We start from the raw sequence: 15,350 nt of genomic DNA, 5'->3' as shown, positions 1-15,350 counted from the left end.
TTCGCGCGCCGCATTTCTGGATTGCGTCCAAGATTACGTCATCGTGGCGATCCCGGCATGCGGCGCTAGCGTGTGGACATGAGCGGCACCGGGCGCGTGGGCAGACCGAAGGCATCGTCGCGCGAGACGCTGGCCGAAGCGGCGTGCGAGCTGTTCCTGGAACAGGGCTTCGAGGCGACGTCGATCGCCGACATCACGACGCGGGCGGGTGTCAGCAGGTCGAGCTTCTTCAACTACTTCGCGTCGAAGTCCGACATCCTCTGGGCGGGCCTCGACGAGCGGCTCCGCGCGCTCGACGAGCGACTGGCGCAGAGCGAGGAGACGGATGCCGCGGCCTCCGTGCGGGCGGAGATCCTTCGTCTCGCCGAGGGGTTCGCCCCCGACAGCCTCGCGCTCGCCATCGTCAACGCCGCCGCGATGGGGCTCGACACCGAACTGGAGCGCGAAGCGGCGCTGCGGCGTGCGCGCATCGCCGCCGCCGTGGCGGCGCGGCTCGCGCGCGGAGGGTCCGACCGGCTCCGCGCCGAAGTGGCCGGTGCAGCGTGGGGAGGTGCCGTTCTGGCTGCCGTCGAGACGTGGGCCCACGACGGGGCCGGCGTGACCTCGCTCGCGCGCTTCCTCGATCGCGCGGCGGCCGCGGCATCCGCTATCGACGCCGCCCCGCGGCGCGGCACCGTCAGACAGCTTCGCGTCGTCGTGCAGGCGCCGGACTTCGACCGTGCCCTCACGTTCTATCGAGACACGATGGGCATGCCGCAGGCCGAAGCGTACGAGGCCGACGGGGGAGCGCGCGTGGCGATCCTCGACGCGGGGAGGGCGACCCTCGAGATCGCCAACGCCGCCCAGGTCGCCTTCATCGACCGCGTCGAGACCGACGGCGATGCGCCGAGTGAGCGCATCCGGATCGGGCTCGAGGTCGACGACGCCGAAGAGGCGGCCGCTCGCCTGGCGACGGCCGGGGCCCGGGTCGAGGCATCCGCCCGCCCGACGCCGTGGCGGTCGGTCAACGCACGCCTGCGGGGACCGGCCGATCTGCAGCTGACGCTGTTCCACGAGCTCGGCCCCGAGTAGTCCGCGCTCGCGGGGCGCGTAGAATCAGGGGATCATGGCGACTTTCGGCACCCTCTCCGACCGGCTCACCGAGACCTTCCGCAATCTCCGCACCAAGGGCAAGCTCACGCCCGCCGACGTCGACGGGACCGTCCGCGAGATCCGTCGCGCGTTGCTCGACGCCGACGTCGCGCTTCCCGTCGTGAAGGAGTTCACCGCGAAGGTGCGTGAACGCGCCCTCGGCGACGAGGTGAACCGCGCGCTGAATCCCGCGCAGCAGGTGGTCCAGATCGTCAACGAGGAGCTCGTCGGCATCCTCGGCGGAGAGCAGCGACGACTGCAGTTCGCCAAGAACCCGCCGACCGTGATCATGCTCGCGGGCCTCCAGGGGTCGGGCAAGACCACGTTCGCCGGCAAGCTCGCCAAGATGCTCGAGAAGGACGGCCACACGCCGCTGCTCGTCGCGGCCGACCTCCAGCGCCCCAACGCGGTCAATCAGCTCCAGGTGGTGGCCGAACGCGCCGGGGCGGCGATCTACGCTCCCGAGCCGGGCAACGGCGTCGGCGATCCCGTCCGCGTCGCGCGCGACGGCGTCGAGGTCGCTCGTCGGCAGCAGCACGACATCGTCATCATCGACACGGCGGGCCGGCTCGGCGTCGACGCCGAGCTCATGAAGCAGGCGGCCGACATCCGCAGGGCGACAGACCCCGACGAGGTCCTCTTCGTCATCGACGCGATGATCGGCCAGGACGCGGTGAATACCGCCAAGGCCTTCCAGGACGGCGTGGACTTCACCGGCGTCGTGCTGTCGAAGCTCGACGGCGACGCGCGCGGCGGCGCCGCGCTGTCGGTCGCGTCGGTGACGGGCCGGCCCATCATCTTCGCCTCCACGGGCGAAGGAATGGACGACCTCGAGGCGTTCCACCCCGACCGCATGGCGTCGCGCATCCTCGACCTGGGCGACATCCTGACCCTCATCGAACAGGCGCAGCAGGCCTTCGACGAGGCGGAGGCCCTCAAGGTGGCCGAGAAGCTGGCCACCGAGACCTTCACCCTCGAGGACTTCCTCGAGCAGATGCAGCAGGTCAAGAAGATGGAGTCGATGAAGAAGATGCTCGGGATGCTCCCGGGCATGGGCTCGATGAAGGATCAGCTCGAGAACTTCGACGAACGCGAGATCGACCGCACCGAAGCGATCATCCGTTCCATGACGCCGGGGGAGCGCCGCAACCCCAAGGTGCTCAACGGCTCGCGACGTCTGCGCATCGCCCGGGGATCGGGCATGACGGTGACCGACGTGAACCAGCTGGTCCAGCGCTTCGAGCAGGCGGCGAAGATGATGAAGACCGTCGCCCGCGGCGGCGTCCCCAACATCCCGGGCATGGGGCCGATCCCCGGTGCCGGCCGCCCGGGCGCATCCGCGAAACGGGGCAAGCAGCAGAAGGCCAAGGGCTCGCGGTCGGGCAACCCCGCCAAGCGGGCGGCGGAGAACGCCGGCATCGCCGCCGCGGCCCCGACCGCTCCGACCGGGTCGGGCTTCGGTCTCGGCGGCGCGCAGGGTTCGCCCTCGCAGGCCGACCTCGCGGAGCTGCAGAAACTTCTCGGCAAAGGCTGATCCGCGCGTTTCGGGCGTTGTGGCCCACGGGTTCGCTAGCGTGGGGAAGGGAATCGGCGAAGCGCGCCGACGAGTGAAGCGATCTGGGGGGATCGGCGAGATGCGTGACGACGGCTGAAAGCGTCTTCTCGAGGGACGCGCCCCTCTACGTCGAGAGCGAATCGGGGCACATCGACCGGTACCCCCAGAACCTGTGGCTGCGCTGGGGTCTGCGACTCCTCGCCGCGTCGCCGTTCGTCCTGGTCGCGATCTGGTTCCAGCTCTCCAGCGGCGGCGACTGGACCGGAACCGCGAACGGCGCGCTCGCCGAACGGGTCGACGGCCTGCCGTGGGGATCCTCCGATGTGGCCGCACTCGCGGAGCTCTACCCCATCATCTCCAGCGTCGCCGCGCTGATCATCCCCGGGGGCGCCTTCGGCCTGGGCGTCGCAGGGGCGCTCGTCGGCGGGCTGCTGATCCAGCTGGTCATCCAGTCGATGCAGCGCAAGGAGTTCCCGCCGGCGGTACGGGTGGTCTTCATCATCACCCTCGCCCTGACGCCGATGTTCGCCTACGTCATGACGACGAGCTTCGAGGCGGCGCTGGGCCTCACCTTCTTCGGCATCGGCATGATCGACCTCGTGCGCTTCGTGACCTACGCCAACACGCAGGCCGGCTTCCGCGCGGGGCTCCTGTTCGCCTGCTCGGCGCTCTCGGACTCCACCGGCCTGTTCGTCGCCATCGTCGCAGCGGTCGCGGCCGCGTTCCTCGTACGGTCCCGGTCGGCGGCACGCGCGGCCAACGCGATCGTGGTCGTCTTCCCGACTCTCGCGCTCCTCGGCTCGCTCGTGCTGCTGGGGCTCGCCTTCCGTCTGGGCCCCCTCGCCATGATCCGCGGCAACCTGGCGTGGGATGCCGCCCGCGCCGAGGTCGTCGCCGCGTACCTGCTCAGCCCGTCGGGGCTGCTGTATCTCGCCCCGACGATCGTCGTCGTCCTGACGTCGATCGCGCTGCGCTACCCCGGAGTGGGGCTCGTCGCCCCGGTCATGACCGGCATGATCCTCCTCGCCTTCATCCTGGGTCTCACCCCGCCGGGCGTCGCCGGCATCAATTACCTCCTCATGCTCCTTCTCGCGGTCGCCGTCGTGCCGAAGCCGACCACCGGCGTGCTCGTCGTGCTGGTCTGTGCGACCTCGGTGATCCTCTGGGGCATCGGCTGGGCCCAGGCGTTCGACAACGACACCGTGAGTGCCTGGATGCGAGTTCTGACGGGCGGTGCGCCATGACCTCTCCGCTGGAGATCGACCGCGACCTGATCGATCCGTCCCTGCGGACCACGTACGCGACCGAGGGCTGGCTCCCGCTCAGGAGGACGGATGCCGCGGTGGAAGTCGCCACGACGGCCCCGCTCACCCCGCGACGACGCGCACGCATCGAAGCGGCCCTCGGGTCGCCGGTGCGCGAGCGACAGGCCGAGCAGGCGCAGATCGTGTCCGTCCTGACCGACGTCCTCCGCGACGACTACGCCGCGCAGGCGGCGGACGGGCTGTACCGCATGGACCCGGTGCTCTCGGCGCGCTACGTGCTGTCGACCTCGCAGAAGGTCATCGCGATCGTGCTGCTGGTCGTCGTCGTCCTCTGCGGGATCGCGTGGCCGCTCGCCACGCTGATGTCGCTCATCGGCGTCGCCAGCGTGGTCTTCCTCGCGAGCACCCTGTTCAAATTCTTCATCGCGCTCCGCGGATCCCGATACGACCTCGTCGCGCGGGTCCGCGCCGACGAGATCGCCGCTCTCTCCGACGACGACCTGCCCATGTACACCGTGCTGGTCCCGGTGTTCCGGGAGGCACGGATCGTGGGTCGGCTCGTCGAGAACCTGGGTCGCCTCGACTACCCGACGGAGAAGCTCGAGGTGATCATCCTCGTGGAGGAGGAGGACACCGAGACGCGGGATGCGATCGCGGAGTCCGACCCGCCGTCGCACTTCATCGTCGTCACGGTGCCCAAGGGCGCGCCGCAGACCAAGCCGCGCGCGTGCAACGTGGGGCTCGACGTGGCGCGCGGCGAGTTCCTCGTCATCTACGACGCGGAGGACGCGCCCGAGCCCGACCAGCTCAAGAAGACCGTCATCGCGTTCGGGCGCGCAGACCGATCCGTCGTCGTGATGCAGGCTGCGCTCAACTACTTCAACGCCCGCGAGAACGTGCTCACCCGCATGTTCTCGCTCGAGTACAGCTACTGGTTCGACTACATGCTCACGGGGCTCGACGTGCGCGATCTGCCCATCCCGCTCGGAGGCACGTCCAATCACTTCCGCACCTCGGCGCTGCGCGAACTCGGCGGCTGGGACCCCTACAACGTCACGGAGGACGCCGATCTCGGCATCCGTGCCAGTGCTCTCGGCTATCGCGTCGGAGTGGTGGATTCGACGACCATGGAAGAGGCGACGTCTCGACTCGGGATCTTCGTCGGGCAGCGCAGCCGGTGGATCAAGGGATACATGCAGACGGCACTGGTGCACGCGCGTCGGCCCTTCGCGCTGATCCGCAAGATCGGAGTGCGCAGATTCGCGTCGTTCACCCTTCTCATCGCGGGGACCCCGCTGACGTTCCTGGGGGTGATCCCGTTCACCGCGCTCACGATCGTGTCGTTCTTCATCCCCTGGGCGGACGTGGCGCCCGCCTTCCCGCCCGCCATCCTGTGGGTGTGCCTGCTGAACTTCCTGGTCGGCAATGCGCTGATGGTGTACCTGAACATGATGGGCCCGTACAAGCGGGGCGCCTTCTGGCTCGTGGGGTGGGCTGTGCTGAACCCGGTGTACTGGATCCTGCACTCGCTCGCTTCGTACAAGGCGCTCTGGCAGCTCATCACGAAGCCGCACTACTGGCAGAAGACCGAGCACGGGATGTCGCACTTCACGCTGGCGGGCGCGACGACCGCGCCGGACTGATGCGGTCTCAGCCGGCGAGCGAGAGATGCTCGCGCAGCGTCGGACCGTTCCGGAACTCGCGGATCAGATGCTGCACGACCTCGCGGAGGTCGCCGTCGGCCGCCTCCGCGACGCGAACCTGTCTCGCGTAGCTGGCTCCCTGGGTGAGGGTCGTCTCGATCCCCGCCAGCTCGCGCGCGCACTTCAATTCGACAGCGATGTCGGCGACCTGCTCCAGTGCGCCGCGCAGATGCTCCACGACCGGCATCTGCGTGCCGTCACGGTCGACGATGATCCGTGCGTCCAGGCCGTACCGGGCCGCGCGCCACTTGTTCTCGCGCACGAACCACGGCTGGAGCGTCAGCAGCTCGCGGCCCTCGTCGAGCTGCCGGGAGAAGCTCTCGACGAGCGCCTGCACGAGGGCGGCCACCGCGGCGAGCTCGGGCAGCGTCGACATGCCGTCGCACGCCCGCACCTCGATCGTGCCCCAGCGGGGTGCGGGACGGATGTCCCACCGCACCTCCGTGGCATCTTCCATGACGCCGGTGCCGACGAGATCGTCGAGATAGCTCTCGAACTCGGCCCAGGTCTCGAGCGGCCAGGGGAGGCCGGCCGTGGGCAGCTGCTGGAAGACCAGCGAGCGGTTCGAGGCGTACCCCGTGCGCTCTCCGGCCCAGAAGGGGCTCGACGCCGACAGGGCCTGAAGGTGGGGGAGATAGACGGCGAGCGCGTTGATGATCGGGAACACCTTGTTCACGTCGTCGACCCCGACATGCACGTGTATGCCCCAGATCATCATGTTGCGTCCCCACCACTGGGTGCGCTCGATGAGCTTGTGATACCTCGTCTTGTCGGTGACCTGCTGGTCGTACCACTGGGCGAACGGATGGCTGCCGGCGCAGAGCAGCTCGACCCCGAGCGGCGTCGTCTCGGCGCGGACCGCCGCGATGGCGTCCGCGATGTCGTCGACGGCGGCCGCCACGGTGTCGCCGACTCCGCTGGTCACCTCGACCGTGTTCGTGAGCAGCTCGCCGGTGACCGTGTACCGCTCGAGCGCCGTGCGCTCTTCGAGATCGGCGAGCACCTCGGGGGCGCGCGGCGCGAGGTCGCCGGTCTCGCCGTCGGCGAGCATGAGCTCCCACTCGATTCCCACGGACGAGCGGGCGGATGTCGCGAAGGGCACCGTCATTCGCACATTGTGGCATGAGGCACCCTTCGGCGGCGTCGTTCACACCACACCTCGTGATCTGGCAGAATAGAGGGTCGGATCACCCGCTCGACCCTCTATCCAGCGCGGCGATCCTCCTCTGAGCTTCCGCCGGGTGTGCACCCCACGCTCCAGGCGACCGGTTCGTTCACTTCCCACACATTCAGGAGAATCGTGGCTGTCAAGATTCGTCTCAAGCGCCTCGGCAAGATCCGTGCCCCCTACTACCGCATCGTCGTCGCCGACTCGCGCACCAAGCGCGACGGTCGTGTCATCGAGGAGATCGGCAAGTACCACCCCACCGAGGAGCCCTCGTACATCGAGGTCGACTCCGAGCGTGCGCAGTACTGGCTCGGCGTCGGCGCGCAGCCGACCGAGCAGGTCCGTGCCATCCTCAAGCTGACCGGCGACTGGGGTCGCTTCCAGGGTGACAAGGACGCCGTGTCGACCGTCCGCACCAAGGACGCGAAGCCGGAGTTCGAGGTCGACTCCTCGAAGAAGTCGGTCATCAAGCCCAAGGCTGAGAAGAAGGCCGAAGAGCCCGCAGCGGCTCCGGCCGACGAGGCGACCGACGCGGCCGACGACGCCGCCGAATCCGCCGAGTAATCCGTTGCTCGCCGCCGCGCTCGAGCACGTCGTCAAGGGGATCGTCGATCACCCCGACGCCGTGCGCATCGATTCCTCGACGTCGCCTCGTGGCGACGTGCTCGAGGTGCACGTCCACCCGGATGATCGGGGTCGTGTGATCGGGCGCGGCGGCCGCACGGCCAAAGCCCTGCGCACCCTCATCAGCGCGCTCGCCGACGGCAGGCGCGTGCGCGTCGACGTCGCGGATGACTGAGGTGTCAGGCGACGCGAACGACCCGGGTGCCGACCCGGAGGCCACGGCGAAGGCGGCTCCGCCCGCCGGAAAGACGCAACTGCGCGTCGGTCGCCTGGTCAAGGCCCACGGACTCAAGGGCGCGCTAAAGCTCGAGCTGTACACCGACGACCCCGAAGGCCGATTCACGCCCGGGGCCAGCTTCACTCTTCAGGTTCCCGCCTCGTCCCCGTGGCACGGCCGACCGCTGACCGTGCGGGAGTTCCGGTGGATGAACAGCCACCCGGTGGCCTTCTTCGAGGGCGTCGACGACCGCAATGCGGCGGAAGAGCTCGTGCGAGCCATTCTGTGGGTGGATCAGGACCCGCAGTCCGCGCCCGCCGAGGATGATGCGTGGTTCGATCACCAACTGGTCGGGCTGGACGTCGTCCGCGACGGCGAGACGGTGGGACGCGTCATCCGGGTCGATCACATGCCCGCGCAGGATCTGCTGATCGTTCGCGGCCGCGGCGACGACTCCGAGGCAGAAGGCCATGAGGTGCTCGTGCCCTTCGTGAAGGCGATCGTCCCGGAGGTCGACATCGCCGGCGGACGACTCGTCGTCACACCTCCGCCGGGTCTCTTCGAAGACCTCGGGGGCGACGAGGACGCTCCCCAGGATTAGCGCATGCGCGTCGACATCGTCACGATCTTCCCGGCGTTCTTCGACGTGCTCGACGTCTCGCTGATCGGCAAGGCTCGCGAGCGCGGCATCCTCGACATGCACGTGCACGATCTCCGCGCCTGGACTCACGATCGCCATCGGACGGTGGACGACACCCCGTACGGCGGCGGAGCCGGCATGGTGATGAGGCCCGAGCCGTGGGGGGAGGCGCTCGATCACCTGCTGACCGACGACGCCGTTCTTCTCGTCCCGTCGCCCGCGGGCGAGCTCTTCACGCAGTCGCTGGCTCGCGAGCTCGCCGCCGAGCAGCATCTCGTGTTCGCGTGCGGAAGATACGAGGGCATCGATCAGCGCGTGATCGATCACTACTCCGAGCGCGGACGCGTTCGCCTCGTGAGCCTCGGCGACTACGTGCTCAACGGCGGAGAGGTCGCGGCGATGGCGATCGTCGAGGCGGTCTCGCGCCTTGTTCCCGGTGTCGTCGGCAATCCCGAGAGCCTCGTCGAGGAGTCGCACGAAGACGGCCTTCTGGAGTACCCGAGCTACACCAAGCCGGCGCTGTGGCGAGGGCACGAGGTGCCGCCGATCCTGCTGAGCGGCAATCATGCGGCCATCGCGTCCTGGCGGCGAGAGCAGAGCATCGAGCGCACGCGGACACACCGCCCCGATCTTCTCTCCTGACGGTCCCGCGTCGGCCCCCGGGCGCCTACCGTAAGGGTGGAGCGATAGCCAGCCCCGTCCGCGGGTTCGTCGTCGCGGATATCGTGAAGTCCTCGATGAGGTGGAGGTCTCATGCAGGTTTGGCCCGGTTCCCCGTATCCGCTCGGCGCGACGTTCGATGGCAGCGGGACCAATTTCGCCCTCTTCAGTGAGGGCGCCGAGCAGGTCGAACTCTGCCTGTTCGACGACGACGGGACAGAGACCCGGGTCCCACTCGTGGACGTCGACGCGTTCGTCCACCACGGGTATCTTCCGGCCGTCCAGCCGGGCCAGCGATACGGCTTTCGAGTCCACGGGGAGTACGACCCCGCGTCGGGCAAGCGGTTCAACCCGAACAAGCTGGTCCTGGATCCGTATGCGAAGGCGGTGGACGGACAGGTCGACTGGGGCCAGCCCGTCTTCGGGTACAACTTCGGCGATCCGGATTCCCGCAACGACGAGGACTCCGCCGCCCACCAGATGATGGGCGTCGTGGTGAATCCGTACTTCGACTGGAGCGGCGACCGCCAGCCGAAGACGCCGTACGCGGAGAGCTTCATCTACGAGGCCCACGTGCGCGGGCTGACCCAGTTGCACCCCGCTGTGCCGGAGGAGATCCGGGGGACCTACAGCGCGATCGCCCACCCTGCGATCATCGAGCACCTGCAGCGCATCGGCGTCACAGCCATCGAGCTGATGCCGGTGCACCAGTTCGTGAACGACTCCGTGCTCGAAGAGAAGGGGCTCTCGAACTACTGGGGGTACAACACCATCGCGTTCTTCGCTCCGCAGAACACGTACTCGGCCAGCGGCCAGCGCGGACAGCAGGTGCAGGAGTTCAAGAGCATGGTGAAGGCGCTCCACGCCGCCGGGATCGAGGTGATCCTCGACGTCGTCTACAACCACACCGCCGAGGGGAATCACCTGGGCCCGACACTGTCGATGCGAGGGATCGACAACGAGGCGTACTACCGCCTCGAAGACGACGACAAGCGCTACTACACCGACTACACGGGGACCGGCAACAGCCTCAACGCGGGGAACCCGCACACCCTGCAGCTCATCATGGACTCGCTGCGCTACTGGGTGCTCGAGATGCACGTCGACGGCTTCCGGTTCGATCTGGCGTCCACGCTCGCCCGCGAGTTCTACGAGGTCGACCGGCTGGCGACGTTCTTCGAGCTCGTGCAGCAGGATCCGGTGGTCTCGCAGGTCAAGCTGATCGCCGAGCCCTGGGATGTCGGTCCGGGCGGCTATCAAGTGGGCAACTTCCCCCCGCAGTGGACCGAGTGGAACGGCAAGTACCGCGACACCGTGCGGGACTTCTGGCGGGGAGAGCCCGCGACGCTCGGCGAGTTCGCCTCGCGGCTGACCGGGTCGGCTGATCTGTACGAGCACTCCGGCCGCCGGCCGGTCGCCTCGATCAACTTCGTCACCGCGCACGACGGATTCACTCTGCGGGACCTCGTGTCCTACAACGAGAAGCACAACGACGCGAACGGCGAAGACGGGCGCGATGGCGCCGACGACAACCGCTCGTGGAACAGCGGCGTCGAAGGGCCGACCGAGGATCCTGCGATACTCGAGCTCCGCGCTCGGCAGCAGCGCAACTTCATCGCGACGCTCATGCTCTCGCAGGGCGTGCCCATGCTCCTCCACGGCGATGAGCTGGGCCGCACGCAGCGCGGCAACAACAACGGCTATGCGCAGGACAACGAGATCACGTGGGTCGACTGGGACGCCGTCGATCAGCCCCTCGTCGAGTTCACCGCGGCCCTGGCGCGGCTTCGGCGGGAGCATCCCACCTTCCGTCGTCGCCGGTTCTTCAACGGACGCCCGGTCCGACGCGAGGAGGGCGCACCGATCCCCGACATCGTGTGGGCGCGTCCCGACGGGACGCAGATGCAGCCCGAGGACTGGGACTCGGGCTTCGGCAAGGCCGTGGCGGTCTTCCTCAACGGCGACGGCATCCGCGAGCGGGACCGGCGCGGCGAGGCCATCTCCGACCACCACTTCATCGTGCTCTTCAACGCCGGTGACGATGTCGTCGAATTCGCGATCCCGGCCGTGGAGTTCAGCCCCAAGTGGGACGTCGTCGTCGACACCGCGGGCGAGCACGCGAACACCGACCCGGTGGAGCCCGGCTCGTCGCTGGCCGTCCCCGGACGGTCGCTGATGGTTCTGCGCGAGCACGAGGTGCCCGAGCCGGAGGTCGGTCACACGGTCGCCGCGTCGCTCGCTGTGACGGCAGTGGCAGGCCCGGACGAGGTGCCGGGAGCGGCGCCGCGCGCAGAGCTGAGCCGGTAGGACATCGTGGCACTCTCGCGTCCGATCTCCACCTACCGGCTGCAGATCCGCGCCGGGTTCACCCTGGACGACGCCGCCGCGCTGGCGGACTACCTCGTCGCCCTCGGCGTCGACTGGGTCTACCTGTCGCCGATCCTGCGCTCGTCCGAGGGCTCCGATCACGGCTACGACGTCGTCGACCCGACGGTCGTCGACCCCGCCCGGGGCGGGCCTGAAGCGCTGGCGCGGGCGAGCCGGACGTTCCGGGAAGCGGGCCTCGGCGTGCTGGTCGACATCGTCCCCAACCACGTGGGCGTGGCCCGCGCGTTCGAGAACCCGTGGTGGTGGGACGTCCTGCGTCATGGTCGGGAGTCGCCGTACGCCGACACGTTCGACATCGACTGGACCTTCGGGAACGGGAAGGTGCGCCTTCCGGTGCTCGGCGAGAGCGTGGCGGATGCCGCGGCCTCCGGGGCGCTGCGGGTCGAGGGTGACGAGCTGCGCTACTACGACCATCGCTTCCCGCTCGCCCCGGGCTCGGCGCAACCCGGCGACGACGTGCGCGAGGTGGCCGAGCGACAGCACTACGAGCTGATGGAGTGGCGGCGCGAGGCATCCGATCTCAACTATCGCCGCTTCTTCGGAGTGTCGAGCCTGGCGGCGGTGCGGGTCGAGGACCCGGCCGTCTTCGATCGCACGCACTCCGAGATCGGCCGCTGGATCGCCGAAGGCCAGGTGGACGGGCTCCGTGTCGATCACCCGGATGGGCTGCGCGCTCCCGCCGAGTATCTCGATCGCCTGGCGTCGCTCACCGGCGGCGCGTACGTTCTGGTCGAGAAGATCCTGGAGCCGGGCGAGGACCTGCCCCAGTTCTTCGCCACCGACGGAACGACCGGATACGACGCCCTCGCGGAGATCGACCGCGTCCTGGTCGACCCCGGCGGGGAGCACGCGCTCGACGAGCTCGACGCCGAGCTGCGCCGAGCCACGGGGCTCCCGCCCGCGGGCTCGTGGGAGGACCTGATCGCGGAGACGAAGCGCGGCATCGCCGACGGCATCCTCCACTCCGAGGTCCGGCGACTCGCGCGTGACGCCGGGGCGGCGAACGATCCGCGGATGGAGGACGCCCTCGCCGAGCTCCTGGCGCGCTTCCCCGTCTATCGGTCCTACCTTCCGGCGGGCCGGGAGCACCTCGACGCGGCGGTCCGGGGCGCGCGCACCCACCGGCCCGACCTCGAGTCGGCGATCGATCAGCTCATCCCCGTCCTCGCCGACGAGACGCACCCCGCTGCGCTGCGCTTCCAGCAGACCAGCGGAATGGTCATGGCGAAGGGGGTCGAAGACACCGCGTTCTACCGCCGCACGCGCCTCGGCACACTGACCGAGGTCGGAGCCGATCCGTCGATCTTCGCTCTGTCGGTGGACGAGTTCCACCGTGCGCAGGCGCTCCGTCACGCGGCGTGGCCGCACGCCATGACGACGCTCTCGACGCACGACACCAAGCGAGGCGAAGACGTGCGTGCACGGCTGTCGGTGCTCGCGGAGATCCCGGACAGGTGGCGAGAGGTGCTGTCGGACTTCCGGCAGCGGGCGTCCACCGGCCACGGGCCCTTCGACGCCCTGCTGTGGCAGGCGGTCGTGGGGGCGTGGCCGGCCTCGCGCGACCGGCTGCACGCTTACGCCGAGAAGGCCGCTCGGGAAGCGGCCGAAGCGACGTCCTGGCTCGATCCCGAGGCGGACTTCGAGGCGAGGATGCACGCGCTCGTGGACGCCGCATTCGACGACGCCGACCTGAACGCTCGCGTCGAATCGTTCGTCTCCGAGATCGAGGCGGCCGGCTGGTCGAACTCGCTCTCGGCGAAGACGCTGCAGCTCGCCGGCCCGGGCGTCCCCGACGTCTATCAGGGGAGCGAGCTGTGGGAGCAGAGCCTCGTCGACCCCGACAACCGTCGTCCGGTCGACTTCGAGGCGCGCCGCACGCTCCTCTCGGCGATCGACGACGGCATGCAGCCGCTCGTCGATCGCACCGGTGCGGCCAAGCAGCTGGTCACGACGCGCACGCTCCGACTCCGCCGCGAACGGCCCGAGCTGTTCACCCGTTACACCCCGGCGACGGTCGCCGGACCGGCTGCGCACCACGCGATCGCCGTGGACCGCGGCGGGGCTCTCGTCGTGGCCACGCGGCTTCCCGTTGCGCTCGCACGCCGGGCGGCGGCATCCGGATCACCATGGGAGGGCACGACGTTGCTCAGACACGACGGACCGACGACCGATGTCTTCACCGGTCGGGTCTTCCGCGGACGCGAGATCGCCCTGGGAGACCTGCTGGACATCTACCCGGTGGCACTCCTCGTCGCAGGTGAGGCATGAGGCCCGCGGTCTGGGCGCCCCGCGCCGAGAAGGTCGCGCTGCGGGCGCCCGCTGCGGGTTCCGACTCCGCGATGGAGCGAGGGCCCGACGACTGGTGGCGATCGTCGGTCGAGCTCGCGCCCGGTGACGAGTACGGCTTCGTGCTCGACGGCGGCGGCGTGCGCCCCGACCCGCGATCGCTCCGTCAGCCGCGTGGCGTCCACGACCTGAGCGCGGTGGTCGACCTCGATGCGCACGCGTGGGCGGACGGGAGCTGGACGGGGCGGCAGCTGGCCGGCGGTGTGATCTACGAGATGCACGTGGCGACCTTCACGCCGGAGGGAACGCTGGATGCCGCATCCCGGCGACTGGACCACCTGATCGATCTCGGTGTCGACTTCGTCGAGCTTCTGCCGGTCAACGCGTTCAACGGTGTGCACAACTGGGGATATGACGGAGTGCTCTGGTATGCCGTCCACGAGGCGTACGGCGGACCGGCCGCGTATCAGCGCTTCGTCGATGCGTGCCATGCCGTCGGCCTCGGGGTGATCCAGGACGTCGTCTACAACCACCTCGGCCCGAGCGGAAACTACCTGCCCGAGTTCGGACCGTACCTCCGCGACGCGGAGTCGAACACGTGGGGGTCGTCCGTCGACCTCGACGAGAGCGAGGTGCGCCGCTACATCGTCGACAACGCGCTGATGTGGCTTCGGGACTTCCACGTCGACGGACTGCGGCTGGACGCCGTGCACGCACTGAAGGATCGCTCGGAGCGGCACATCCTTCAGGAGCTCGCCGAAGAGGTGGAGGCCCTCAGCGCGCACATCCGGAGGCCGCTCACGCTGATCGCCGAGAGCGACCTCAACGATGCGCGGCTGATCTCCGCTCGCGAGGCGGGCGGGTACGGTCTCACCGCGCAGTGGAGCGACGACTACCACCACGCCCTGCACGTCGCCCTCACCGGGGAGACGACGGGGTACTACGAGGACTTCGCTCCGCTCGCGTCGCTGGTGAAGGCGACGACACGCGGCTTCTTCCACGACGGCACGTTCTCATCCTTCCGCGGCCGCGAGCACGGGCACCCGATCGATCCCCGCATACCGACGTCGCGGCTCGTCACCTTCGTGCAGGACCACGACCAGATCGGCAACCGAGCGGCAGGCGACCGGCTCTCGCAGTCGCTCGATGAGGGCGGCCTCGCGATCGGCGCGGTGCTGACCCTGCTCGCGCCGTTCACGCCGATGCTCTTCATGGGGGAGGAGTGGGCCGCGTCCACCCCGTGGCAGTTCTTCACCTCGCACCCCGAGCCGGAACTCGGCGAGGCGACGGCGAAGGGACGGAAAGCCGAGTTCGCCCGCATGGGCTGGGACGAGTCCGTCGTGCCCGACCCTCAGGACCCCGAGACGTTCCATCGGTCGAAGCTCGACTGGGACGAGACGGATGCCGGCTTCCATGCTCGCCTGCTGTCGGTGTATCGCGAGCTCATCGCGCTGCGGCGGGCGCTGCCCGGTGTGACCGACCCCGACTTCCGGCACGTTTCCGCGTCGGCGGATGAGGACGCGCGCTGGTTCCGGCTTCGCCGGCCCGGCGCCGAGGTGCTCGTGAACTTCTCGACCCGTGCGGTGGAACTCGACGTGGAGGACGGAGGTCGGATCGTGTTCGCGACGGACGCGAGCGCGACCATGGCCGCGGGCCGAGCGGAGCTCCCGCCGCGTTCGGCGGTCGTCGTGGTGCCGTCCGCAGGCGAGTGAG

Annotated in this window: 12 protein-coding genes; 11 read left to right on the top strand and 1 reads right to left on the bottom strand. The window is 69.2% G+C overall.

What is annotated here, in order from left to right; translation table 11 throughout:
• The first annotated feature begins 78 nt into the window (after positions 1-78).
• From ACFUTX_RS07955 to ACFUTX_RS07940, 4 genes are all read left to right on the top strand, one after another.
• Positions 79-1,071 carry a TetR family transcriptional regulator gene (locus ACFUTX_RS07955; protein WP_378862382.1) on the top strand — a complete coding sequence of 331 codons (993 nt, stop codon included), beginning with the start codon at positions 79-81 and terminating at the stop codon, positions 1,069-1,071.
• A 34-nt stretch (positions 1,072-1,105) separates the two neighbouring features.
• Positions 1,106-2,665, top strand: coding sequence for a signal recognition particle protein (ffh, locus tag ACFUTX_RS07950; protein ID WP_378862379.1), 1,560 nt, complete (start codon positions 1,106-1,108; stop codon positions 2,663-2,665).
• Positions 2,666-2,769: 104 nt separating this feature from the next.
• Positions 2,770-3,930: a hypothetical protein gene (locus ACFUTX_RS07945; protein ID WP_378862377.1), complete on the top strand. Its 1,161-nt coding sequence runs from the start codon at positions 2,770-2,772 to the stop codon at positions 3,928-3,930.
• Complete coding sequence (locus ACFUTX_RS07940; RefSeq protein WP_378862374.1) at positions 3,927-5,594, top strand: glycosyltransferase; 1,668 nt, start codon at positions 3,927-3,929, stop codon at positions 5,592-5,594. Before ACFUTX_RS07945 ends, ACFUTX_RS07940 begins: the two co-directional genes overlap by 4 nt.
• Before the next feature lie 7 nt (positions 5,595-5,601).
• Here ACFUTX_RS07940 and ACFUTX_RS07935 read toward each other — a convergent pair whose 3' ends face one another.
• The gene (locus tag ACFUTX_RS07935; RefSeq protein ID WP_378862372.1) at positions 5,602-6,762 is read right to left on the bottom strand and encodes a glutamate--cysteine ligase; all 1,161 of its coding nucleotides are present in this window, start codon (positions 6,760-6,762) and stop codon (positions 5,602-5,604) included.
• Positions 6,763-6,954: 192 nt separating this feature from the next.
• Here ACFUTX_RS07935 and rpsP point away from each other — a divergent pair, with 192 nt between their 5' ends.
• The 7 genes from rpsP to treZ all read left to right on the top strand — a co-directional run bounded on the left by rpsP (position 6,955) and on the right by treZ (position 15,349).
• Positions 6,955-7,386 carry a 30S ribosomal protein S16 gene (gene rpsP, locus ACFUTX_RS07930; protein ID WP_378862369.1) on the top strand — a complete coding sequence of 144 codons (432 nt, stop codon included), beginning with the start codon at positions 6,955-6,957 and terminating at the stop codon, positions 7,384-7,386.
• 4 nt (positions 7,387-7,390) lie between these two features.
• A complete protein-coding gene (locus ACFUTX_RS07925; protein ID WP_055965452.1) occupies positions 7,391-7,621 on the top strand; it encodes an RNA-binding protein in 231 nt (76 codons plus the stop codon).
• On the top strand, positions 7,614-8,264 hold the full coding sequence (rimM, locus tag ACFUTX_RS07920) for a ribosome maturation factor RimM (protein WP_378862366.1): 651 nt from the start codon (positions 7,614-7,616) through the stop codon (positions 8,262-8,264). Before ACFUTX_RS07925 ends, rimM begins: the two co-directional genes overlap by 8 nt.
• A gap of 3 nt (positions 8,265-8,267) precedes the next feature.
• Complete coding sequence (trmD, locus tag ACFUTX_RS07915) at positions 8,268-8,945, top strand: tRNA (guanosine(37)-N1)-methyltransferase TrmD (RefSeq protein ID WP_378862363.1); 678 nt, start codon at positions 8,268-8,270, stop codon at positions 8,943-8,945.
• Positions 8,946-9,056: 111 nt separating this feature from the next.
• Positions 9,057-11,270 (top strand): glycogen debranching protein GlgX, encoded by a 2,214-nt coding sequence (gene glgX, locus ACFUTX_RS07910; protein WP_378862360.1) that lies wholly within the window; start codon positions 9,057-9,059, stop codon positions 11,268-11,270.
• Positions 11,271-11,276: 6 nt separating this feature from the next.
• Positions 11,277-13,619: a malto-oligosyltrehalose synthase gene (gene treY / locus ACFUTX_RS07905; RefSeq protein WP_378862357.1), complete on the top strand. Its 2,343-nt coding sequence runs from the start codon at positions 11,277-11,279 to the stop codon at positions 13,617-13,619.
• Positions 13,616-15,349 (top strand): malto-oligosyltrehalose trehalohydrolase, encoded by a 1,734-nt coding sequence (gene treZ, locus ACFUTX_RS07900; RefSeq protein WP_378862354.1) that lies wholly within the window; start codon positions 13,616-13,618, stop codon positions 15,347-15,349. The genes treY and treZ overlap by 4 nt, the downstream gene beginning before the upstream one ends.
• The last annotated feature ends 1 nt before the right edge of the window (position 15,350 follow it).

It is taken from the genome of Microbacterium sp. NPDC057407, from assembly GCF_042803895.1.
Taxonomy (GTDB): domain Bacteria; phylum Actinomycetota; class Actinomycetes; order Actinomycetales; family Microbacteriaceae; genus Microbacterium.
The sequence above is the reverse complement of the archived record's forward strand: the minus strand, read 5'-3'. Positions and strand labels throughout refer to the sequence as shown.